General features: G+C 65.4%; 22 protein-coding genes. 14 read left to right on the top strand and 8 right to left on the bottom strand.

From position 1 onward, the window contains the following. The first annotated feature begins 167 nt into the window (after positions 1-167). Genes FGL95_RS03865 through FGL95_RS03850 form a run of 4 tightly spaced genes read left to right on the top strand, consistent with a single transcriptional unit; the run spans position 168 to position 4,338 of the window. Positions 168-824: a response regulator transcription factor gene (locus FGL95_RS03865; protein WP_338079723.1), complete on the top strand. Its 657-nt coding sequence runs from the start codon at positions 168-170 to the stop codon at positions 822-824. 13 nt (positions 825-837) lie between these two features. Then, complete coding sequence (locus FGL95_RS03860) at positions 838-2,058, top strand: ATP-binding protein (protein ID WP_169584850.1); 1,221 nt, start codon at positions 838-840, stop codon at positions 2,056-2,058. Then, the gene (locus FGL95_RS03855; RefSeq protein WP_169584849.1) at positions 2,048-3,079 is read left to right on the top strand and encodes a hypothetical protein; all 1,032 of its coding nucleotides are present in this window, start codon (positions 2,048-2,050) and stop codon (positions 3,077-3,079) included. The genes FGL95_RS03860 and FGL95_RS03855 overlap by 11 nt, the downstream gene beginning before the upstream one ends. A gap of 38 nt (positions 3,080-3,117) precedes the next feature. Next, positions 3,118-4,338, top strand: coding sequence for a winged helix-turn-helix domain-containing protein (locus FGL95_RS03850; protein ID WP_169584848.1), 1,221 nt, complete (start codon positions 3,118-3,120; stop codon positions 4,336-4,338). Here the strand turns inward: FGL95_RS03850 and FGL95_RS32845 are convergent. Then, positions 4,335-4,958, bottom strand: a complete 624-nt coding sequence (locus FGL95_RS32845; RefSeq protein WP_169584847.1) for a VldE C-terminal domain-containing protein — start codon at positions 4,956-4,958, stop codon at positions 4,335-4,337. The genes FGL95_RS03850 and FGL95_RS32845 overlap by 4 nt on opposite strands. Before the next feature lie 91 nt (positions 4,959-5,049). Beyond that, positions 5,050-5,514 (bottom strand): toxin-antitoxin system HicB family antitoxin, encoded by a 465-nt coding sequence (locus FGL95_RS03840; RefSeq protein WP_169584846.1) that lies wholly within the window; start codon positions 5,512-5,514, stop codon positions 5,050-5,052. Positions 5,515-5,661: 147 nt separating this feature from the next. On the opposite strand from FGL95_RS03840, the gene dapA reads away from it, so the two are divergent. Next, entirely contained in the window at positions 5,662-6,570 is a 909-nt protein-coding gene (gene dapA / locus FGL95_RS03835) for a 4-hydroxy-tetrahydrodipicolinate synthase (RefSeq protein WP_169584845.1), read from the top strand. Then, positions 6,567-8,402 carry a ribonuclease J gene (locus FGL95_RS03830; protein WP_169584844.1) on the top strand — a complete coding sequence of 612 codons (1,836 nt, stop codon included), beginning with the start codon at positions 6,567-6,569 and terminating at the stop codon, positions 8,400-8,402. The genes dapA and FGL95_RS03830 overlap by 4 nt, the downstream gene beginning before the upstream one ends. Positions 8,403-8,418: 16 nt before the next feature. On the opposite strand, the gene FGL95_RS03825 is transcribed toward FGL95_RS03830, so the two are convergent. Then, positions 8,419-9,183: a sulfite exporter TauE/SafE family protein gene (locus tag FGL95_RS03825; RefSeq protein WP_206071518.1), complete on the bottom strand. Its 765-nt coding sequence runs from the start codon at positions 9,181-9,183 to the stop codon at positions 8,419-8,421. Between the two features lie 85 nt (positions 9,184-9,268). Here FGL95_RS03825 and FGL95_RS03820 point away from each other — a divergent pair, with 85 nt between their 5' ends. From FGL95_RS03820 to FGL95_RS03810, 3 genes are all read left to right on the top strand, one after another. Then, a complete protein-coding gene (locus FGL95_RS03820; RefSeq protein ID WP_169584842.1) occupies positions 9,269-9,892 on the top strand; it encodes a TIGR03085 family metal-binding protein in 624 nt (207 codons plus the stop codon). A gap of 103 nt (positions 9,893-9,995) precedes the next feature. Continuing rightward, a complete protein-coding gene (locus tag FGL95_RS03815; protein ID WP_206071415.1) occupies positions 9,996-12,512 on the top strand; it encodes an FtsK/SpoIIIE family DNA translocase in 2,517 nt (838 codons plus the stop codon). 38 nt (positions 12,513-12,550) lie between these two features. Continuing rightward, positions 12,551-13,540: a TerC family protein gene (locus FGL95_RS03810; RefSeq protein ID WP_169584840.1), complete on the top strand. Its 990-nt coding sequence runs from the start codon at positions 12,551-12,553 to the stop codon at positions 13,538-13,540. Here FGL95_RS03810 and FGL95_RS03805 read toward each other — a convergent pair whose 3' ends face one another. The 3 genes from FGL95_RS03805 to FGL95_RS03795 are packed head-to-tail and all read right to left on the bottom strand — an operon-like array spanning position 13,541 to position 15,260. Then, positions 13,541-14,389, bottom strand: coding sequence for a glycoside hydrolase domain-containing protein (locus FGL95_RS03805; RefSeq protein ID WP_169584839.1), 849 nt, complete (start codon positions 14,387-14,389; stop codon positions 13,541-13,543). A gap of 35 nt (positions 14,390-14,424) precedes the next feature. Further along, complete coding sequence (locus FGL95_RS03800; RefSeq protein WP_169584838.1) at positions 14,425-14,712, bottom strand: YciI family protein; 288 nt, start codon at positions 14,710-14,712, stop codon at positions 14,425-14,427. A gap of 23 nt (positions 14,713-14,735) precedes the next feature. Next, positions 14,736-15,260, bottom strand: coding sequence for an amino-acid N-acetyltransferase (locus FGL95_RS03795; protein WP_169584837.1), 525 nt, complete (start codon positions 15,258-15,260; stop codon positions 14,736-14,738). A gap of 83 nt (positions 15,261-15,343) precedes the next feature. On the opposite strand from FGL95_RS03795, the gene pgsA reads away from it, so the two are divergent. From pgsA to pspM, 5 genes are all read left to right on the top strand, one after another. Next, on the top strand, positions 15,344-16,003 hold the full coding sequence (gene pgsA / locus FGL95_RS03790; protein ID WP_420838010.1) for a CDP-diacylglycerol--glycerol-3-phosphate 3-phosphatidyltransferase: 660 nt from the start codon (positions 15,344-15,346) through the stop codon (positions 16,001-16,003). Further along, positions 16,000-16,500 carry a nicotinamide-nucleotide amidohydrolase family protein gene (locus FGL95_RS03785; protein WP_169584836.1) on the top strand — a complete coding sequence of 167 codons (501 nt, stop codon included), beginning with the start codon at positions 16,000-16,002 and terminating at the stop codon, positions 16,498-16,500. Before pgsA ends, FGL95_RS03785 begins: the two co-directional genes overlap by 4 nt. A gap of 91 nt (positions 16,501-16,591) precedes the next feature. After that, positions 16,592-16,960 (top strand): helix-turn-helix domain-containing protein, encoded by a 369-nt coding sequence (locus tag FGL95_RS03780; RefSeq protein ID WP_169584835.1) that lies wholly within the window; start codon positions 16,592-16,594, stop codon positions 16,958-16,960. Between the two features lie 174 nt (positions 16,961-17,134). Then, entirely contained in the window at positions 17,135-17,938 is an 804-nt protein-coding gene (gene pspA / locus FGL95_RS03775; RefSeq protein ID WP_169584834.1) for a phage shock protein PspA, read from the top strand. Between the two features lie 25 nt (positions 17,939-17,963). Further along, a complete protein-coding gene (pspM, locus tag FGL95_RS03770; protein ID WP_169584833.1) occupies positions 17,964-18,734 on the top strand; it encodes a phage shock envelope stress response protein PspM in 771 nt (256 codons plus the stop codon). Here the strand turns inward: pspM and FGL95_RS03765 are convergent. Beyond that, on the bottom strand, positions 18,720-19,208 hold the full coding sequence (locus tag FGL95_RS03765; protein ID WP_169584832.1) for a nitroreductase family deazaflavin-dependent oxidoreductase: 489 nt from the start codon (positions 19,206-19,208) through the stop codon (positions 18,720-18,722). The genes pspM and FGL95_RS03765 overlap by 15 nt on opposite strands. Continuing rightward, on the bottom strand, positions 19,205-20,017 hold the full coding sequence (locus FGL95_RS03760) for an SDR family NAD(P)-dependent oxidoreductase (protein WP_169585221.1): 813 nt from the start codon (positions 20,015-20,017) through the stop codon (positions 19,205-19,207). The genes FGL95_RS03765 and FGL95_RS03760 overlap by 4 nt, the downstream gene beginning before the upstream one ends. Positions 20,018-20,052: the final 35 nt, after the last annotated feature.

Below are 20,052 nucleotides of genomic sequence, written 5' to 3'. Positions count from 1 at the left end.
CTCCGGCCCCGGTCGCCGGCGTGCCCCTATTTCTTGTGGGTTCTTCGAAGCACGTTTGTCCGGTAAAACTTACTTCGGGTCGGGCGAGCGCCGCGTGGATGGTCGTGCACCATCCGCGCGGCGTTGACCGCCCGACAGCAGGGCTTGGCGGCAACGGATCGGAAGACGTGACGGACGGCGAGAAGCGACGGATCGGGTTGGTCGAAGACCACGAATCCGTCGCGATCGGCCTATCGGCGATGCTGTCCGTGGAGCCGGACCTCGAGGTCGTCGCGTCTGCGACGACGGTCGCGCTGCTGCTCGACCAGACCGACGACCTGGACCTGGTAATCCTCGACCTCCGGCTCGCGGACGGTTCGACGCCGGAAGGCAACGTGCGCCGGCTGCGTGAGCACAACATCGAGGTTCTGGTGTTCACCGGTGCCGAAAATGCCTTCTTGGTGCGGTCTGCGGCCCGTGCGGGAGTTCTCGGCGTCGTCCGGAAATCGCAGGATGCGGCGTCGGTCATCGACGCGGTCCGGCTCGCTGCGTCCGGTGGTCAGGTGGTGACGACCGATTGGGCGGCAGCAATCGACGGCGACCCGAGTTTGTCCGACGTCGGTTTGAGCCCGCGCCAAGAGGAGGTGCTCACGCTGTACGCCTCGGGGGAGAAGGCTTCGCGCGTCGCGCGACTGACGGGGCTCTCGGAGCAGACGGTCAACGACTATCTGGGGCGGATCCGGCAGAAGTACGCCGATGCAGGCCGACCAGCACCGACGAAGACCGACCTCTATATCCGCGCCGTCGAAGATGGATGGCTGCCTGGCCCCGAGGGGCCGTATTGACCACAATCAGGCCATGACACCGGCCGTGGTTGCGACGCCCGCAGCCCGGAAGGTTGCGGTCCGGGCAACCGAGCACGTCACCCGTTCCCTCGCCGCGACGATCGGACTCGGCGGCGTCGCGTACGCGCTTCTGGACGCGCCGGAGATCTACCACCAGTCCACCTTGATCGAGGGGTGGTGGACACCGCTCACCGTTGTGGCGATGTACGGCACCGGGTTGGCGATGGCGTACGCGGCGCTTCGAAAAAGTCTGCGTTCGGTCCGTCGGCTGGCGGCCACCATGGCGATTGCGTTCGTCGTCTGTAATGCGTTGCATCCGTTGGCCACCGAGTACGGCGCGCTCGACGGGCAGGCCGCGTGGCTCTGGCGGACGTCGACGATCGGTGCTGTTGCTGCTGCGCTGGTGTGGCGTCCGGCCGCCGCGATCGGCTACACCGTGTTCGCCGTCGCCGTCGCATCGTTGGCCAACGCCCACGGGCTCGGGCAGTCGGACATCTTCGACTACGTCCAATACTTCGTCCGCGGCTTGGGGTCGTCGACGGTATTCGCGTGGGTCGTGATCAGCGCGCTCACCGCGACCGCGTTGCTCGACTCCGAATCCAGCATCGCCGAGCGGAGCGCAGTCATCGCTGCAGCAGCGGAAGCGCGCGCTCGCGAGCGCGCCCGATTCGCCGCACTCATCCACGACGGGGTGCTTTCGACGTTGCTGGATGCCTCGCGCGGTCGGGAGTCGACCGTGCTGTCGGCGCAGGCCGAGCGCACGCTCCGGGAGATCAACGAATTCCGTTCGACGACGACCGCGCGCAACACCTTCGATGCCGCCGCTGCCATCGGCTTCCTGCGCGCTGCCGCGCTTGCGGTGAACAACAAGATCGTCTTCTCGGCCCGCAGGCAAGCCGGGTTCGACGACTTGCGGCTGCCCGTCGCCGCTGCGGAAGCGCTGGCAGCAGCAGTGACCGAGGCAATCAGAAACAGCCTCAGGCACGCCGACGAGCCAGGGCGCACTGTGCTCCGCCGTGTCGGCGTTGCCGTCGGAGCGGGCGGCATCAGGGTCGAGATTTCCGACGACGGCAGGGGTTTCGACCCTGCGCAGGTCCCTTCGCATCGGCTGGGTGTTGCCCTCAGCATCTTGGGTCGCATGCGTGAATTACCGGGTGGCGCAGCATTTGTGGAATCTGCGCCGGGCGTCGGAACGAAGGTCACGCTGGTATGGGGGTCCACGGGTGATCGATAGGGATCGCGATCTTCGGTCGCTGCTCGGCCTCCGCGGCAAGCCGATGGTGATGCTGTTGGGCTTGCTCTGGCTCATGATCGGCACCGTCATGGTTCGCAATGTCGAGATCGCGACGAACGCGGGCGTCATCGTCGGTTGTTACGTGTTCATCGGGGTCGCGGCGACGGCCGTCATCGTCATCGACGGTGATCCTTTTCCCTTGCGGGAAGCGTGGTTCGTCGTCGCAGTCGGACCGATCACCACCTGCATCGCCGCTCGCGACGCCGGACCGCGGCTGGCGGGTAGCTACACCTTCTGGACCGCACTCCCGTACGCCCTTGTGGTGAGCATGGTGATTGTTCGGGGCCGGCCGGTCCTTGCGTGGGCCGGGGTCGGCGCAACCGCGCTCGTGATCGCAGACGCCGTCCAGGATTCCGACATCAACGGCGCCGCGATCGTTGCCACCCTTGCGCCGGTCGGCACGGTCGCGGCGGTGACGGTCTTTCGGATGATCATGCGACCGACGATGACGTCGCTCTACGCGTTGCAGGAGGACGCGACGATCCGCGCAGCGGCGGAGGCGACCATGCGGGCGCAGAACGAGGAGCGCGACCGCCAACTCGAGCGGCTCGACGAACTGGCCCGGCCGATGCTGGACCTGATTGCGAGCGGCGAGGTATTGACCTTCGCCCAGCGTGAGGAGTGTCGGCTGCTGGAGGCGGAACTGCGCGACGGACTTCGGGCGCCCCAGCTGTCGTCGAAAGCGCTGGTCGCGGCAGCGCGGGGTGCGCGACGGCGTGGTGTCGAGGTGGTTTTGCTCGACGATGGCGGTTTCGCGGACGCGACGCCGGACGTGCATGTCGCGGTCCTGGACTACGCGACGCAGGCATTGGATGCGGCCAACGTCGGGTCGGTCACGGTCCGGGTACTGCCGGTCGGTCGTCGCTACCTCGCGTCCGTGCTGGTCAGCGTGCCGACCGAAGACCGGCGGACCGAGATCGGCCGCGATGGCGTGGTACGCACGGTCGTCGAGGCGCACTGATCCGCTGTGTGTCGGTGGGGTAGGGCATCGTAGGGAGCATGCGACAGATCTCTGCTGCGACCGCGCGTCGCATAGCTCTGGCAGCGCAAGGGTTCGCTGAGCGGCAGCGCTCAGCCGAGCCGAATCGCGCGGCAGTGCTACGCGTCCTCGACCGGATTCAGTTGTTGCAGATCGATTCGGTATCCGCAGTGGTCAGGGCGCACTACTCGCCAATCTTCAGTCGAATCGGCGGTTACGACAGGGACCTGGTCGATGACGCTGCTTGGACGCATTCGGCGCGCAGGCCGCGCGCGCTCGTCGAGTACTGGGCGCACGAGGCTGCGTTGATTCCGGTCGAGGATTGGCCACTGATGCGGTGGCGGATGCGCAAGTTCGCCGACGGTCGGTGGGGCGGCGCGAGTCGGGTGCTCGATCGCAATCCGCGACTGGCCAAGGACATCTTGGACGCGATTGCCGAAATCGGTGCGGCAAGCACCGCCGATGTCGAACGCCACCTCGAGGTCGAGCGTCCGGAGCGCAAGGGGTCGTGGTGGAACCGAAGCGACGCCAAGATCATCTGCGAGCAACTGTTCGCGGCGGGGGAGCTGTCCGTCGGCAAGAGGGTCGGCTTCACCCGCCATTACGACCTCGCCGACCGGGTGCTCCCGCCGCAGGTCAGGGCCCGTGAGGTCAGCGAAGCCGATGCGGTGCGGGAGTTGGTCCGTCGGTCTGCGGTGGCGCTCGGCATCGGCACAGAACCTGATCTGCGCGACTACTACCGGCTGCATCGCTCGCAAACCGAACCTGCGATCGCGGATCTCGTGGAGGAGGGGTTCCTGGAGCCGGTCGAGGTGGCTGGCTGGGCGCACAAGGCCTATCTGCACGTCGATGCGCGTGTGCCGCGACGGATCACCGGCGCGGCCCTGCTGTGCCCGTTCGACCCGCTGGTGTTCTGCCGGCCGCGCACCGAACGGATCTTCGACTTTCACTACCGCATCGAGATCTATACCCCCGAGCCGAAGCGGGTTCACGGTTACTACGTCTTCCCGTTCCTACTCGACGGAGTGTTGGTCGGTCGGGTCGATCTGCGGGCCGAGCGAGGGTCCGGGAGGCTGCTGGTGCCAGGCGCGTTCGCGGAACCTGGGCACGAGACCCCCCGAGTGGCGACCGAGTTGGCTGCGTCGTTGCGACAGCTGGCGGACTGGCTCGAACTCGACGACATCGTGGTCGGAGAACGCGGAAATCTTGCGGAACTCGTTGCGCCCCTGGCGAACCGCTAGCAGGTGAGGTTGACGACCGCGGACGGCGCAAACGACAGGTGGACGTGGTCCATGTGGTTCGCGGTGGGGCTGCCTCGATCTTCCATGCCCGACCAGCCGCCGCCGTCGTTATAGCGCTGCTGCCAGATCACGTATGTGACACCGAGCGCGGTTCGATTGGCCAGCACGTAGTCGGCGAGCATGGTTCCGACCTCGGCGTTCGGGACCATGAAGTCGAGCGCGAGGCCCATGCCATGGTCGTCGCCGGAGCCGGCACGGCCGTCGCGGCCCCCGACATTGTTGACCTGGAACATCGCCTTGAGGAAGTTGCCGACCATCGCCACGTGCGGCTGCGTGCCAGACAACTCCGTCGAGCATGGGACGGGAATCTTGCCCATCAGTTTGACGGGGTCCGGGTCCACGACGGGCGCCGCGATGGCGACCGGTGGCGGCGGTGCCGCAATATTTGCCGCGGCTGTGGGTGCGGTCCGGGGTGCGGTGACGACCAACGCTGCCTGCTGCGCGGGCTCTGGATGGCCGTTCACAATCCAGACGCCGGTCACGATCGTGAGTGCGGTCCCTGAAGCGACCGCAGCCTGGAGCTTCCAAGCCGAAGTCTTCTTGCGATGGCCACCACTCACTCGTTATCACCGTCAAAGTCGGAAACAGATTGACGTTACATTACGAAACGGTCGCGCCAATGTCACGCCCGAGTGATCATTGTCATCGCCGCTAGTAGCGGTGCCACTGACTGTTGCGCTTCCACTGATCCTTGAGTGCACCCTGAACTGCTTGGGAGAGCCAGGAATTCAAAGACTGGCCGCTCTCCGCGGCCGCTTCCTCGGCGCGAGCCTTCATTTGCTCGACCAACCGCAACGTCACTCTGCTGATGTCGCCGGTGAGTTCCTCGAAGGTCTGCTGGTGCTCTTCGGCACGCTCGTCGCCGGGCTCGGCCGGTGTAGCGCGAACGTCGACGACGGCGTCGGTGCCGTCCAACCGCACGGTGACCGTGCGGTCCGGAAGTGCGGCGCTGACTTCTTCGGCGAACTTCGACAGGGCGGACAGCAACATCAAACGGGCCGACGTTTCGGCTGCTCCGCCGAGCGCTTTGGCAACGGCTTGGGTCTTTTCGCCACCGAGGGCGGCCGCGGCCTCCAGGTCGGTCCGAAACTGGGCGGTGAATTCAGAAAGTTCCATGACGCCAGTGTGGCGTCACATCTGACGTCGGTCAAGCAACTCTTCGACGTCACGCAGACGTCAGCGGAGTCAACGGCTGTACCAGCGGCGATCTTGCTGCGGACTTGCAGTGCGACCGCGAAACGCGGACCGGGTAGCCTTCTGACCATGTCCAATGCTGAATCCGCGTCATCGACGGCGCATCCCTTCGGAACGGTCGGCGTCGCGATGGTGACGCCGTTCACAGCCGAGGGAAAGCTCGACATCGATGCCGGTGTGCGTCTGGCGAACCATTTGGTTGAGCAGGGTTGCGACGGACTGATCCTCGCAGGTACGACGGGCGAGTCCCCGACGACGACGGAACACGAGAAGTTGGAGTTGCTGCGCGCGGTTGTCGCAGCGATCGGTGGCCGCGCGAAAATCGTCGCGGGAGCGGGCAGCAACGACACAGCACACAGCGTCGAACTGGCGCGTGACGCCGCCTCGGCCGGTGCAGATGGCCTTTTGGTGGTCACGCCCTACTACTCCAAGCCGCCGCAATCGGGCCTGTACGCGCACTTCACCACGGTCGCGAATGCGACCGACCTTCCCGTCGCGCTGTACGACATTCCGTCGCGGTCGAGCGTTCCGATCGAGACCGAGACGATCCGCCGCCTCGCCGAGCACCCTCGAATCGTTGCTATGAAAGACGCCAAGGGTGATCTGGTGGCCGGTGCGGACCTGATCGGCACTACCGACCTCATCTTCTATTCCGGTGACGACGCGCTGAACCTGCCGTGGTTATCGGTCGGTGCGGTCGGGTTCATCAGTGTCATCGGTCATCTCGCGGCCAGTCGGCTCGCCGACATGCGCATTGCGTATCAAAGTGGGGACGTCGTGCGGGCACGAGCGATCAATCTCAGTCTGCTGCCGCTGATCAGCGCGCAAGGTCGGCTCGGCGGCGTGGCACTCAGTAAGGCTGGCCTGCGATTGCAGGGAATCGACGTAGGGGAGCCCAGGTTGCCGCAAGTTGCACCGACCACCGAGCAAATCGATGCGCTTGCAGCGGATCTCCACGCGGCGGGCGTGCTGGCATGACCCGGCCAGAACGGGGCGAGCGTAGCGACGGGGGATCTCGGAGGGGACGTCAGCGTGTCACCCGGAACGCGGGCCCGCCGCAGAACCGCCCGAAGCAGGTCCCGCAGAACTCGGCCGCGCAGCAGCGGCCCGATAGTCGGCGTGCGGGTACCGACCCGACGGCTGGGCTCGGCACTCCGCCGAAGGCTCCGAAAGACGGTTTGCGCGTCGTAGCGCTCGGCGGCATCGGCGAAATCGGCCGCAACATGACCGTTTTCGAGCACAAGGGCAAGTTGCTGATCGTCGACTGCGGCGTGCTGTTCCCCGAGGACCAGCAACCGGGCGTCGACCTGATCCTGCCCGACTTCCGCCATATCGAGAACCGCATGGGTGACGTCGAAGCGGTCGTGCTGACGCACGGCCACGAGGACCACATCGGTGCCGTGCCGTTCTTGCTGCGCCTGCGTCCGGACGTACCGGTCATCGGGTCGAAGTTCACGTTGGCGCTGCTCGCGGCGAAATGCAAAGAGCACCATCAGCGGCCGAAGCTCATCGAGGTCGTCGAAGGCGAGCGCACCAACCACGGACCGTTCGAGTGCGAGTACTTCGCGGTCAACCACTCGATCCCGGATGCACTGGCGGTCGCGATCCGTACGTCGGCCGGAATCGCCTTGCACACAGGCGATATCAAGCTCGACCAGTTGCCGCTCGACGGACGACTGACCGACCTTGCCGGCTTCTCCCGGCTCGGCGACGAAGGTGTCGACCTGTTCCTCGTCGACTCCACGAACGCCGAAGTGCCGGGGTTCGTGACGCCGGAGCGCGAAATCGGCGGCGTCCTCGACACCGTGATCGGCAAAGCTCGCCAGCGCGTGATCGTCGCGTCGTTCGCCAGCCATGTGCACCGCATCCAGCAGGTCGTCGATGTTGCTGCCCGCTACGACCGTCGCATCTGCTTCGTCGGCCGGTCGATGGTGCGCAACATGGCAATTGCGCAGGAACTCGGTTACCTGAGCGTGCCCGACGGCATCGAGGTCGATCTCGCGACCGCCGCGAGCCTGCCCGATGCCAAGCTCGTCCTGATCTCGACCGGCTCGCAGGGTGAGCCGCTGTCGGCGTTGTCGCGCATGGCGCGCGGCGAGCACCAGCAGATCAACATCCGGGCCGACGACCTGGTCGTCCTGGCGTCGTCGCTGATTCCAGGCAACGAGAACTCCGTGTTCGCCGTCGTCAACGGCCTCGCCCGTCGCGGTGCGACGGTGATCACCCAGCAGAACGCGAAAGTCCACGTGTCGGGCCACGCGTCGGCGGGAGAGTTGCTCTACCTCTACAACGCGGTCCGGCCGACGAACGCGATGCCGGTGCACGGCGAGTGGCGTCACCTGCGGGCGAACGCCGCATTGGCGGTCGCAACGGGTGTGCCCGAAGATCGCGTGATGCTGGCAGAAGACGGTGTGGTGGTCGACCTGGTCGACGGCGTCGCGAAGATCGTCGGCAAAGTGCCGGTGGGCTATGTCTACGTCGACGGACTGTCGGTCGGCGATGTCGGCGAATCGACGCTCTCCGATCGCCTCGTGCTGGGTGAAGGTGGGTTCATCGCCATCACCGTCGTCGTCGACAACAAGGGCAAGGCGGTCAGTACGCCAGAAGTCAGCGGCCGCGGTTTCTCCGACGACCCCGCTGCGCTCAAGGAAGCCGCTCAGCTCGTCGAAGCGGAGATCATCCGCCTGGCGGGCGAAGGGATCACCGATACGCACCGAATTGCCCAGGGCGTCAGGCGAATTGTCGGTCGATGGGTGGCGGAGAAGTACCGTCGTCGACCGATGATCGTCCCGACGGTCATCGGCGTCTGAGCTACATAGGCGGATTTCAGGCTAGTAGCCGCCAGAGGCCGATGAGGCCGAGGACGACGATGGCACCGCGCAGCGCGGTGGGGGAGAGGCGGCGACCGTACTTCGCGCCGACGGAGCCGCCGACCAGCGACCCGACTGCGATGAGTCCGGCCGCGCCCCAGCTGATTCGATCGAACGCGACGATGGTGTAGGCCACGGCGGCGACGACGTTGACCAGCAACGAAAGCAGGTTCTTCGCTGCATTCATTCGTTGCATCGACTCGGGGAGCAACGCCCCCATCACCCCGACCAGCAGAATGCCCTGCGCGGCAGTGAAGTAGCCGCCGTACACGCCGACGGCGAACGTGCCGACCACAAGAGTCGCCATTCTGCCTGGACCGACGTGGGTAGCAGAGCGCCCCGCGTCCTCCGCGCGCCGCTGTGCCCACGCCTGAATCCGCGGTCCGGTGACGACGAGGATCAGTGCGCCCACCAGCAGGACGGGCACGACCGTCGTGAAGGCTTTCTCCGGAAGATGCAGCAGAAGAAACGAACCGAGTACGGCTCCCGTCAGGGACGCGGGGATCTGCCACCGCAATCGATCGGTTTGCCCCTTCAGTTCACGGCGATAGCCCCAGGTCCCCGAGACGCCGCCTGCGACCAGTCCGACGGCGTTCGACATCGTCGCAACAACCGGCGGATAGCCGAACGCCACGAGCGTGGGAAACGTGACCAGGGTCCCGGACCCGACGATGGCATTGATCGCTCCAGCCGCGAAACCTGCCAACGCGATCACGATCATCTCGATGATGGACACTGCTCGAACCCTACAAGTTCCGCTGAACGCGCCGCCGAGGCCGTGATTGAGCCGTGTGTAGGTTGGCGTTATGAGCTTCGCGCAGCGGGAACGCCATGAACTTGTCGCGTCGATGGCAGAGAAGGGTCCGAACGCGCCAACCCTGTGCGGTCAGTGGACGGTTCGTGACTTGGCAGCCCACTTGGTCGTGCGGGAACGCCGCCCGGATGCGTCGCCAGGAATCATGATCAGCCAGCTTGCCGGCTATACCGAAAGCGTCCGGAGCAAGGCGGCTCAGCGCTCCCTCGCGGACCTGCTCGAGGATGTCAGCACCGGTCCGCCGATCTGGTCGCCACTGCGGCCGTTCGACGCGTTGGTGAACACCACCGAGATGTTCATCCACCACGAGGACGTGCGTCGTGGTTCGCCAGGGTGGGAACCGCGAACACTTGCCGACGCCGACGAGGCGAAACTGTGGGCGGCGTGCAAACAGATGGCGCGCCGCGCGTATCGAAAGTCACCGGTGACGGTGGTCCTCGCGACCCCGGACGGCAAGCGAGCGACGGTCCGCAGCAAGGGTGATCGCCAGGTGGTACTGACCGGAAAGCCGTCCGAGCTGCTGTTACACGCGTTCGGTCGCAACGAGGTCCGGCTGGAAGCGTCCGGGACCGCCGCCGACGTCGACGCAGTCATGCAACTGGACCGGAGCGTCTGACGCACGATCTCGCGACACGCAAGGGACCTGCCCTGCCTGCATAAACCGTGTGACTGCTGTTACGGATGGTCTTCGTGGGGCATTAGCGACTAACCTGACACTCATGCCAGCTAAGTCCGGAAGTACGGCCGCGTCGAAGCCGCGAAGTAGTACGCGCGCGTCTGCGACGGCGTCACGACCCGCGAGTTCGACGCCGCGTAAGCGCACCACCAGGACCGTGTCGACACCGCGCAAGCCTCCGCCGCGGCGGAACCCGCCGCGCAGGCAGAAGGCGTCGCCTTTCGCCACGATCGGCAAGGGGATCGGAGCGGGTTGGACGTTGGCAGCCAAAGGCCTCGGCGCAACCACCCGAACGATGGGCAAAGCGCGCGATATCGAGCACGGTCATCGGCGTGACGGCATCGCGCTGGGGCTGATCGCGGTCAGCGTCGTGATTGCGGCGAGTGTCTGGGTCGGCGCAGGCGGACCGATCGGCCGCTGGATCGATGCGGGAGTCAGCGCCGTGTTCGGCCTTGCCGCAGCGGGAATCCCGTTGCTCGGCACCGTGATCGGTGTCATCTTGATGCGCACCGAACCACACCCGGAGATCAGGCCACGCCTGGTTCTCGGCTCACTTCTCGTCGGCCTGCCGTTCCTCGGCCTGTGGCACCTCGCTGCCGGTTCGCCTTCCGACGCTCATGGTCGCGCGAACGGCGCTGGCTTCGTCGGCTACGTCGCAGGCGGACCCCTCACCGACGGCCTGACTGTCTGGCTTTCCGTACCGCTGATGCTGCTGGCGATTCTATTCGGCGTCCTGCTGCTGACCGGCACAACGGTCCGCGAGGTGCCCGAAAAGCTGCGGACGCTCTTCTCGACGGAGAGTGCAGGCGACGAGTACGACGATTACTACCCCGACGTGGAAGACGTGCGGATCGACGACGACGAACTCGACGTCCCGCACGGCCGCCCCGTCGACAATTACCCGGCCGACGAATTCGCGTCCGCCGCGCAGGTCACGGAGGCCATTCCAGTCGCAGCGCCGCCCGCGCCGCCGGTCGAGAAGCCCAAGGCACGCAGGCCGATTCCGCCGGTCAAGGAGAACGAGCCGGTCAAGGAGAAGCACGAGTTCGTCGCGGACCGGGTGATCGAAGGCGACTACACGCTGCCGTCGATGACGTTGCTCGTCGCGGGCGACCCGCCGAAGAAGCGCAGCAAGGCGAACGACTCGATGATCGAGGCGATCACCGAGGTGTTGGAGCAGTTCAAGATCGATGCCGCGGTCACCGGGTTCACGCGTGGGCCGACGGTCACGCGGTACGAGGTCGAGCTCGGCCCCGGCGTCAAGGTCGAGAAGATCACGGCGCTCGCTCGCAACATCGCCTATGCCGTCGCCACCGACAACGTCCGACTCCTCGCGCCGATCCCCGGCAAATCCGCGGTCGGTATCGAGGTGCCGAACTCCGACCGTGAGATGGTCCGTCTCGCCGACGTCCTCAACGCGCCGTCGACCCGAAAAGACCACCACCCGTTGGTGATCGGCCTCGGCAAGGACATCGAGGGGCATTTCGTCAGCGCCAACCTCGCGAAGATGCCGCACCTGCTGGTGGCCGGTTCGACGGGCTCGGGTAAGTCGAGCTTCGTCAACTCCATGCTGGTGTCGCTGCTCGCGCGGGCGACGCCCGACGAGGTCCGGATGATCCTGATCGACCCGAAGATGGTGGAACTGACGCCGTACGAAGGCATTCCGCACCTCATCACGCCGATCATCACACAGCCGAAGAAGGCTGCTGCCGCGCTCGCGTGGCTGGTCGAGGAGATGGAACAGCGCTACCAGGACATGCAGGTCAACAAGGTCCGCCATATCGACGACTTCAATACGAAGGTCCGGTCCGGCGAGATCACGGCACCGTTGGGCAGCGAGCGGGTCTACCGCCCGTACCCCTACATCCTGGCCATCGTCGACGAGCTCGCCGACTTGATGATGACCGCGCCGCGCGATGTGGAAGAGGCGATCGTCCGCATCACCCAGAAGGCTCGCGCCGCCGGTATTCACTTGGTGCTCGCCACGCAGCGACCGTCCGTCGACGTCGTCACCGGCCTGATCAAGACCAATGTGCCGTCGCGGTTGTCCTTCGCGACGTCGTCGCTGACCGACTCTCGCGTCATCCTCGACCAGCCCGGTGCCGAGAAGCTGATCGGTATGGGCGACGCGTTGTACCTGCCGATGGGCGCGGGGAAGCCGACGCGTCTGCAGGGTGCCTACATCTCCGACGAGGAGATCCAGGCGGTCGTCGACTTCGCCAAGAACCAGGCTGAGCCGGAGTACACCGAAGGCGTCACCGCACAGAAGGTCGGCGAGAAGAAGGACGTCGATCCCGATATCGGCGACGATCTCGACGTGTTCCTGCAAGCGGTCGAACTCGTGGTGACCAGCCAATTCGGTTCGACGTCGATGCTGCAGCGCAAGCTGCGGGTCGGCTTCGCCAAGGCCGGTCGTCTGATGGATCTCATGGAGACACGAGGCGTCGTGGGCCCCAGCGAGGGCTCGAAAGCACGCGACGTTCTGATCAAGCCCGACGAGCTGGATGGGCTTCTCTGGTCCATCAAGGGCGGGGATCCAACGCCTGACGACGACGAGTAGATGTCCGGTTTGCCCGACTATTCGCTAGGTTGGAAGATATGAATGTCTCCGCGGTCGGGTGGCTCGTCACATGTTTGGTGATTCTGGGCCTGTTCGTATTCGATTTCGTCACCCATGCGAGGACTCCGCAAGCGCCGACGTTTCGTGAGTCTGCGATCTGGTCGGCGGTCTATATCGCCATCGCGATCATCTTCGGGTTCGTGGTCATGTGGCTGTGGGGTGGGACGTACGGCGGCGAGTACTTCGCCGGTTACGTGACCGAGAAGGCGCTCTCGGTCGACAACCTGTTCGTCTTCGTCATCATCATGTCGTCGTTCGCAGTGCCGAGAGAGAACCAGCAGAAGGTCCTGCTGATCGGCATCGTGTTGGCGCTGGTCATGCGCGGCGGATTCATCGCCGTCGGTGCCGCTGCGATCAACGCCTACAGCTGGGTTTTCTACCTGTTCGGGTTCTTCCTCGTGTACACGGCGTACAAGTTGGTCGCCGAGCACGGTCACGAGGAAGAAGTCGAAGAGAAGCGCGAATCGAGGATCATCGCGCTCACCCGCCGGTTCGTTCCGACGACCGACGAGTATCACGGTGGCAACCTCACCGTGAAGATCGACGGCAAGCGGTTCGTCACGCCGATGCTGCTGGCATTGCTGGCGATCGGGTTCACCGACATCCTGTTCGCGTTGGATTCGATTCCCGCGATCTACGGCCTCACCGAACAGGCGTACCTCGTCTTCACGGCAAACGCCTTCGCCCTCATGGGCCTACGGCAGTTGTTCTTCCTGATCGGCGGACTGCTCGATCGTCTCGTGTACCTCTCGTACGGCCTCTCGATCATCCTGGCGTTCATCGGTGTGAAGCTCGTGCTCCACGCGCTGCACGAGAACACGCTGTCGTTCATCAACGGTGGCGAGCACGTCAGCGTCCCGGAGATCTCGACCGGATTGTCGTTGTCGGTCATCCTCGGCGTGCTCGTCGTCACCGCTGGGGCGAGCTTGCTGAAGACGCGGGGAGATCAGCCGGTGGCCAAGGACTGATCAGTTCTTGCCGCCGGGAACGATCGACTCGATGAAGCTGATGGGCCACTGCCACCACGGGCGGTCGAGCAGCTCGCCGTTCAGCTTCTCGACCTCTTTTTCGAGCTCGTCGATCCGAGTGAGCGCGGCGGCGAGCCCGTCGACGAGCGTCCGGTTTCCGAGCTGTGGCCACCCGTCGAGATTCGGTCCGCGAAGCTGAGTCTGAATGTCGCGCAGGATCGCATCCTGTTCGGGGGTCACGTCGGGTTCCTCCTGAGTTGGGTAGTAGTCCCACTGGCCGAAATCGGCGGTGAAAGCTTCGTTCACATCACACGCGACGCCACCGACAACAACCTGGCGCACAAGTTGGTGCAAGTTCCGGCGGAACTCGATGTTGCCGCCGGACCAGGCATCGGTCTGCCACGTCCAGGCGGCTGTCTTGTTGTCCAGCGCGCGATGAATGGGCCAGTAGCCGCCGTAGATCCCGACGTTGTGCGCGCCGAGGATGCTCGCGGCGCCGCGCAGGTAATCGTCGATCGGGACCTGGTCGGCGGGAGTCGCGTCGAAATCGACCGAGAAATAGATCGGCCGGTCGAATCGACCACCGCACGCGAGGACCTGCCGCAACGCGATGGACGCGTCGTTCACGCCGGCGACGTACCCGTCGAGCATCCGATTTGCCGTGGTCTCCCAGTTGGACACGATCGAAATGCCGTACGCACGTAGGTCGACGGCTTCTGCGGGAGTCAGCAACTTGCCCGGCAGTGACGGACCGCCGTCGGACAGGTAGCGGACGACGAAGTCGTACCCCGCCGCGCGGATTGCCGCACCGCCTGGCCGTCCGCCTGCATAATCGAGTCCCTTGCGCACCGGCGCAACCTTAGTCGGCGGGTCCGACAGCTCGGCTAGTCGCCGGTGAAAGCGCCCATGACCGGCGACCATTCGGTGATGCGGACCGCTTCTACGAGGCCGGCCTGAGCGAACGGATCGTGTGTCTGCAACTCCACGATCGTGTCGCGGTCGGGGCCGCTGAACAGAATCAGCGCACCGGAACCATCCGCGTACGGACCTGTCGACAGGATGGTTCCTGCCTCGACCAGCCCGCCCAGCCATGTGCGATGGGCCGGACGATGCTCGTTGCGGCCCTCGATCGTGGTGTCGGAGTAGGTGTAGTCGACGGCGAAGATCGGCATGAATTCTCCTAAAAGTTAAAAAGCTAGAGCGTCAGCAACATTCGAGTGTTGCCGAGGGTGTTCGGTTTGACGTAGCTCAGGTCGAGGAACTCGGCGACACCGGTGTCGTACGAGCGACACATCTCGGCGTACACCTCGGCGGTCACCGGTGTGCCCTCGATTTCGACGAATCCGTGTTTGCCGAAGAAATCGACCTCGAAGGTCAGGACGAACACTCGACTCAGCTGCAGCTCGCGAGCGACTTCGATGAGCCCGCGGACGATCGTATGGCCGACGCCGTGACCCTTCACCTTCGGATCGACGGCCACGGTACGGATCTCGCCGAGGTCGGCCCACAGGACGTGCAGGGCTCCGCAGCCGACGACTTCGCCGCCGATTTCGGCCACCCAGAACTCCTGGACGGCCTCGTACAACGTCACCAGGTTCTTCTCCAAGAGGATCCGACCGGCGTAGATGTCGATGAGCCGCTTGATCTCTGGAACGTCCGAGGTTCGCGCGCGTCGGACCGTCAACTGGTCGTCGCCGTGTTGCGGCGGCCGAGATGTCATGGGTGGAAGAGTAATCACTTGCGTACCGATAGTCTTGGACCTGTGCCGGACCGTCCTTTCACTCGACTGCGGGGAGTTGCTGGGTGAGTGCGCAGCACGACAACCTGGCGCGTGGCGATCGCCCGAGTGAACCTATTGCCGAGACCGGTCCTGCCTCGTCGCACCATCCGCCGCCCGAACCGGCTGTGCCGCTGCTCAATATCGCCAACGTTCTGACCACCGCCCGCATCGCGATCGTCCCGGTTTTCCTCTGGGCGCTGTTCGAAGACGGCGGCCACAACGCCGGGTGGCGGATCACTGCCTTCGTGCTGTTCGCGATCGCCGCTGTCACCGATCGCGTCGATGGCCAGCTTGCGCGTCGCTACGGTCTGGTCACCGATTTCGGCAAACTGGCAGACCCGATTGCCGACAAGGCGCTCATCGGCGCTGCGTTGATCGGGCTGTCGATGCTCGGCGATCTCAGTTGGTGGGTCACGCTGATCATCGCGGTGCGCGAATTGGGCATCACTGCGCTGCGGTTCAGTGTGCTCCGGCACGGTGTGATTCCCGCGAGTCGAGGCGGGAAGCTCAAGACGCTGGTTCAGACGTTTGCCATCGGCTTCTACGTCTTGCCGCTGCCGTCTTCGCTGAGCTTCTTGTGCGCGGCGTTGATGGGCGTCGCCGTACTCCTGACCGTCGTCACCGGGCTGGACTACGTGATTCAGGCTGTCCGGACGCACACTCGGCTGCACCCGGGCTCGTGAGGGATCCGCTGACGGCTGCCACGCCGGCCGAAGAACTGGTCGCAGCGCTGATCGCAGCGGGGGAGACGGTTGCCACCGCAGAGTCGTTGACCGCAGGTTTGCTCGCCGCGACGATGGCGGGCGTGCCGGGTGCGAGCAACGTCCTGCGCGGCGGTCTGGTCGTCTACGCCACCGACCTGAAGGGCACCCTCGCCGGTGTGAGCGAACAGGTTCTCGCAGCGCACGGGCCGGTGTCCGCCGCCACCGCCGAACAGCTCGCGGTGGGGGCGCGCACCCGCTGCGGTTCGGACTGGGGAGTGTCGCTGACCGGCGTTGCCGGTCCTGACGAGCAAGATGGGCATCCGGTGGGCACCGTGTACCTCGGGATCGCAGGCACTTCGGGTACCGAAGTGGTGCGGCTCGCACTGGCCGGCGATCGGTGGGAAATACGATTAGGCGCCGTCGATTCGGCGGTTCGCGAACTGATTCGCCGCGTCGAGGGCGACCGATCGCGATAGTGTCGGGAACCATTCGTGGCGGCGCGAGCGTTCACCTAGCGAATATCTGTAGATTTGATGTTGAGACACCGGACGTTGTAGGAGGAACGAGATGGCGCTGTTATTGCGTGAGGCAATCGGTGACAGCTTGCGGCGCACCCGCGTGTCACAGAGCCGCACCCTCCGCGAGGTATCGAACTCCGCGAGCGTGAGCCTCGGTTACCTTTCCGAGGTCGAGCGTGGCCGGAAGGAAGCGTCGAGCGAACTGCTGGCAGCGATCTGCGATGCGCTCGCCGTGCCGCTGTCGGATGTGCTGTTCGACGTCAGTGAATCGATGGCCGATTCGTCCGAGCGATCAGATCGCAAGGCCGCCGCGCAGAGCCAGGACGCTGTTCCGGCAATGTCGGCCTCGCCGCGAATCAGTGGCGACACACGCATTGTGATCCCCGCTCCCACAGCGCGGGCGCTCGCTGCGGCGTGACGATGTCTGGGAGGGCGAACATCCCGTTCGAGAACGGGCGGCCCTCCATGCTGTGGACTCGGGCAGAAACGGATAGATTCTGTGGTAGGCACCGAGGGCCTACGTTCCGATGCGCGATGGTCGCGTATCGGGTCGCGCAGAGCGCGGCGCATCAGATGGAGGCGGGATCAACCGATGGCTAATCCGTTCGTCAAGGCCTGGAAGTATTTGGCGGCCCTCTTCAATTCCAAAATCGACGAGTATGCCGATCCAAAGGTCCAGATTCAGCAGGCGATCGAGGATGCGCAGCGTCAGCATCAGGCACTCTCGCAGCAGGCTGCATCGGTGATCGGCAACCAGCGCCAGCTGGAAATGAAACTCAATCGTCAGCTCGACGAGGTCGAGAAGCTCAACGCCAACGCTCGCCAGGCGGTCAACCTGGCCGATCAGGCGCAGGCAGCTGGTGACACCGAGAAGGCGATCCAGTACGGCAACGCCGCCGAGGCGTTCGCTGCACAGCTCGTGACGGCCGAAGCCGGCGTCGAAGACCTCAAGGTGCTGCACGACCAGTCGCTGCAGGCCGCCGCCCAGGCCAAGAAGGCTGTCGAGCAGAACGCGATGGCACTGCAGGCCAAGGTCGCCGAGCGCACCAAGCTGCTCAGCCAGCTCGAGCAGGCCAAGATGCAGGAGCAGGTCAGCGCCTCGCTGCGGTCTATGGACAGCACCTTGTCCGCGCCGGGCAACACGCCCAGCCTGGACGCAGTCCGCGACAAGATCGAGCGTCGCTACGCCAACGCGCTGGGCTCCGCTGAGCTTGCATCGAACTCGGTGCAGGGCCGCATGATGGAAGTCCAGCAGGCGAGCATTCAGATGGCAGGCCACAGCCGCCTCGAGCAGATCCGTGCATCCATGAAAGGCGACGCGCTGCCATCCGGTGGCACCGCCGGTCCCGCAATCGCACCGAAGCTGCAGCCCGGCCAAGGCGAAGCCGCACGCTAGTCAGTTCTCAGACGGGTAGATCACGATGCTGCGGGGACTCGGCGAGTCGGCGTTGGTCGCTGTACGTCGGTGGGCGCACCCGCGCGAGCGGGAGATTCGGAAACGTCGGCGCGCCCGCCGCCGCAGCATTCGGTACAGCGCGGCGTCGGGCGCAACGGCCGTCGGCGCCGCAGGCTTGGCGATCGTCGCTGCGCCGGTGTGGGCGGTCGTCATCACCAGTAGTGGTGCCGTCGCACTCGTGGTCCCCGCTGCGCTCGCGACGCGAAAATACTTGCGCCTGAAGGCAAAACCGCTTCCGCCAGTCGGCGCGCAGGTCCGTGCGCTGCCCCCGGTCGGTTCGGCTGCGCGCGGTCCGATGGTCCGGCTGGCGAAGGTGGAGAAGAGCCTGTCGCACGTCCTTGCGGTCGTGGCTCGGTCGGCGCCGGTTCCTGCCGACGAGCTGGCCGAAACCGCCGCGGCCGCCGAATCAGCCGCCGAGGCCTTGCACGCGCTGTCGATCGACATCGTCTCGTTGGAGCAAGCCGCGAAGCTGGCGGGCCAAGCGGCATTCGAACTGCAGCAGTCGGTCATGGCAGCGCGGGCAGAACTCGACTCCGGCCTGCGTGAATATGAGCACCTTCTGCAGGCGGCCGCACGAATGACCGTGCCCCAGGGCGCATTGCCCACACCTTCGGAGCGAGCCAATCTCGAGCTGCGGGTAGCGGCGGACCGTCTCGACGGCTGGGCCGAGGCCCTCGCAGAACTCGCTGGAGCGCCCCGGGCGATCGGTCCTGGACCGACGTCACCCGCCGCTTGATCTTGGTCCGAGGATCACCACCGGGATCTCCCGGTCGGTCCAGGACTGGTAGCTGGCGAAGTCGGCGTAGAGATCGACCAGCTTGGGCCAGAGGTCGGCGCGCTCTTCGGCGTTCGCGGTGCGGGCCGTCACCGCTCGCCTCTCGGACTTGATCTGGACCGATGTGTCCGGCGTCGCCATCCGGTTGGCGTACCACTGCGGGTTCTTCGGCAGCCCGCCCTGCGAGGCCACGATCACCACGTCCGGTCCGTCGCGCAGGTACAGCAGCGGTGTGGTGAACTTACGGCCGCTCTTGCGGCCGACATGGTCGAGCAGCAGCGTCTGGACCGGCTTCTTCCAGCCGGCGCCGATCCGCCACTTGCCGCCGACCCGGCCGCCAGTCATTCGGTAGACCCGGACGTGCGCCTTGCCGGCGTACTTCATCACCTTCGGGATCAGCGGTGAATCGAGTCCGTTGGGCTTGGTGGCACTCATCGTGCTCCCTTCTCGGCAGCGAGCTTGCGCTGCTTGGCGATGAACCTGATGGAGGCCTTTTGCGTGACTGCCGGCAGGAACCGCTGCAAGCGCCACGCCATTCTTGCCTGCACGGGCTCGACGACCAGCGCCTGACCAGCAGCCACGGCCGCCAGCACCCGCTGGGCGAGGAGGTCCGGGTCCACCGGCTTGCGGATGCCTTGGCCCTTCAGGAAGTAGTCGCGCCCGCGAACCGTGCCGAACTCACCCTTGTCCAGGATCGGAGTGTTCACCGCAGCCGGGCAGATCGCGGTCACACCGACGCCGTACGCCGCGGCCTCGGAGCGTAACGCCAGGGAAAGTCCGACAACGGCGTGCTTGGTCATCACGTACGACGTCAGCAGCCCGGCCGCCATCAGTCCGCCCATCGATGCCGTGTTCACGATGTGCCCATTGCCCTGCCGGATGAACTGCGGGTACGCCGCAGCGACACCGTGCACGACGCCGCGGATTTTCACGTCGATGATCGAGTTCCACTGCGCGAGCGACAGATCCTGGGTCTCGCCGATCAGGCTGATCCCGGCGTTGTTGAACATCAAGTCGAGCCTTCCGTGCTCGTCGACGACCCTGTCCACCAACGCTTGCACCGCCGCCGCATGGGTCACGTCCAGCGCCACGTCATCGCCACCGGGCTGCAGGTCCGCGGAGATCACTGTGGCCCCTTCGCTGCGCAGGGCGCGGACGAGCGATGCCCCGATCCCTGACGCTCCGCCGGTCACGATCGCTACTTTGCCGGCGTACACCTTGCGCGTCTGACGTCTGTCTATAATGGTTGACACGTGTCAAAAGTAGCGCCTACCGTTGC

Source organism: Antrihabitans stalactiti (assembly GCF_012932915.1).
Lineage (GTDB): Bacteria > Actinomycetota > Actinomycetes > Mycobacteriales > Mycobacteriaceae > Antrihabitans > Antrihabitans stalactiti.
Note: the sequence above shows the minus strand (reverse complement) of the source record. Positions and strands in the feature narration are given on the sequence as shown.

Excerpts from the sequence above, each read along its gene's own strand:
- FGL95_RS03860 (WP_169584850.1), top strand. The coding sequence starts at position 838 with ATGACACCGGCCGTGGTTGCGACGCCCGCAGCCCGGAAGGTTGCGGTC.
- FGL95_RS03850 (WP_169584848.1), top strand. The coding sequence starts at position 3,118 with ATGCGACAGATCTCTGCTGCGACCGCGCGTCGCATAGCTCTGGCAGCG.
- FGL95_RS03840 (WP_169584846.1), bottom strand. The coding sequence starts at position 5,514 with ATGGAACTTTCTGAATTCACCGCCCAGTTTCGGACCGACCTGGAGGCC.
- dapA (WP_169584845.1), top strand. The coding sequence starts at position 5,662 with ATGTCCAATGCTGAATCCGCGTCATCGACGGCGCATCCCTTCGGAACG.
- FGL95_RS03830 (WP_169584844.1), top strand. The coding sequence starts at position 6,567 with ATGACCCGGCCAGAACGGGGCGAGCGTAGCGACGGGGGATCTCGGAGG.
- FGL95_RS03825 (WP_206071518.1), bottom strand. The coding sequence starts at position 9,183 with ATGATCGTGATCGCGTTGGCAGGTTTCGCGGCTGGAGCGATCAATGCC.
- FGL95_RS03820 (WP_169584842.1), top strand. The coding sequence starts at position 9,269 with ATGAGCTTCGCGCAGCGGGAACGCCATGAACTTGTCGCGTCGATGGCA.
- FGL95_RS03815 (WP_206071415.1), top strand. The coding sequence starts at position 9,996 with ATGCCAGCTAAGTCCGGAAGTACGGCCGCGTCGAAGCCGCGAAGTAGT.
- FGL95_RS03810 (WP_169584840.1), top strand. The coding sequence starts at position 12,551 with ATGAATGTCTCCGCGGTCGGGTGGCTCGTCACATGTTTGGTGATTCTG.
- FGL95_RS03800 (WP_169584838.1), bottom strand. The coding sequence starts at position 14,712 with ATGCCGATCTTCGCCGTCGACTACACCTACTCCGACACCACGATCGAG.
- FGL95_RS03795 (WP_169584837.1), bottom strand. The coding sequence starts at position 15,260 with ATGACATCTCGGCCGCCGCAACACGGCGACGACCAGTTGACGGTCCGA.
- FGL95_RS03780 (WP_169584835.1), top strand. The coding sequence starts at position 16,592 with ATGGCGCTGTTATTGCGTGAGGCAATCGGTGACAGCTTGCGGCGCACC.
- pspA (WP_169584834.1), top strand. The coding sequence starts at position 17,135 with ATGGCTAATCCGTTCGTCAAGGCCTGGAAGTATTTGGCGGCCCTCTTC.
- pspM (WP_169584833.1), top strand. The coding sequence starts at position 17,964 with ATGCTGCGGGGACTCGGCGAGTCGGCGTTGGTCGCTGTACGTCGGTGG.
- FGL95_RS03765 (WP_169584832.1), bottom strand. The coding sequence starts at position 19,208 with ATGAGTGCCACCAAGCCCAACGGACTCGATTCACCGCTGATCCCGAAG.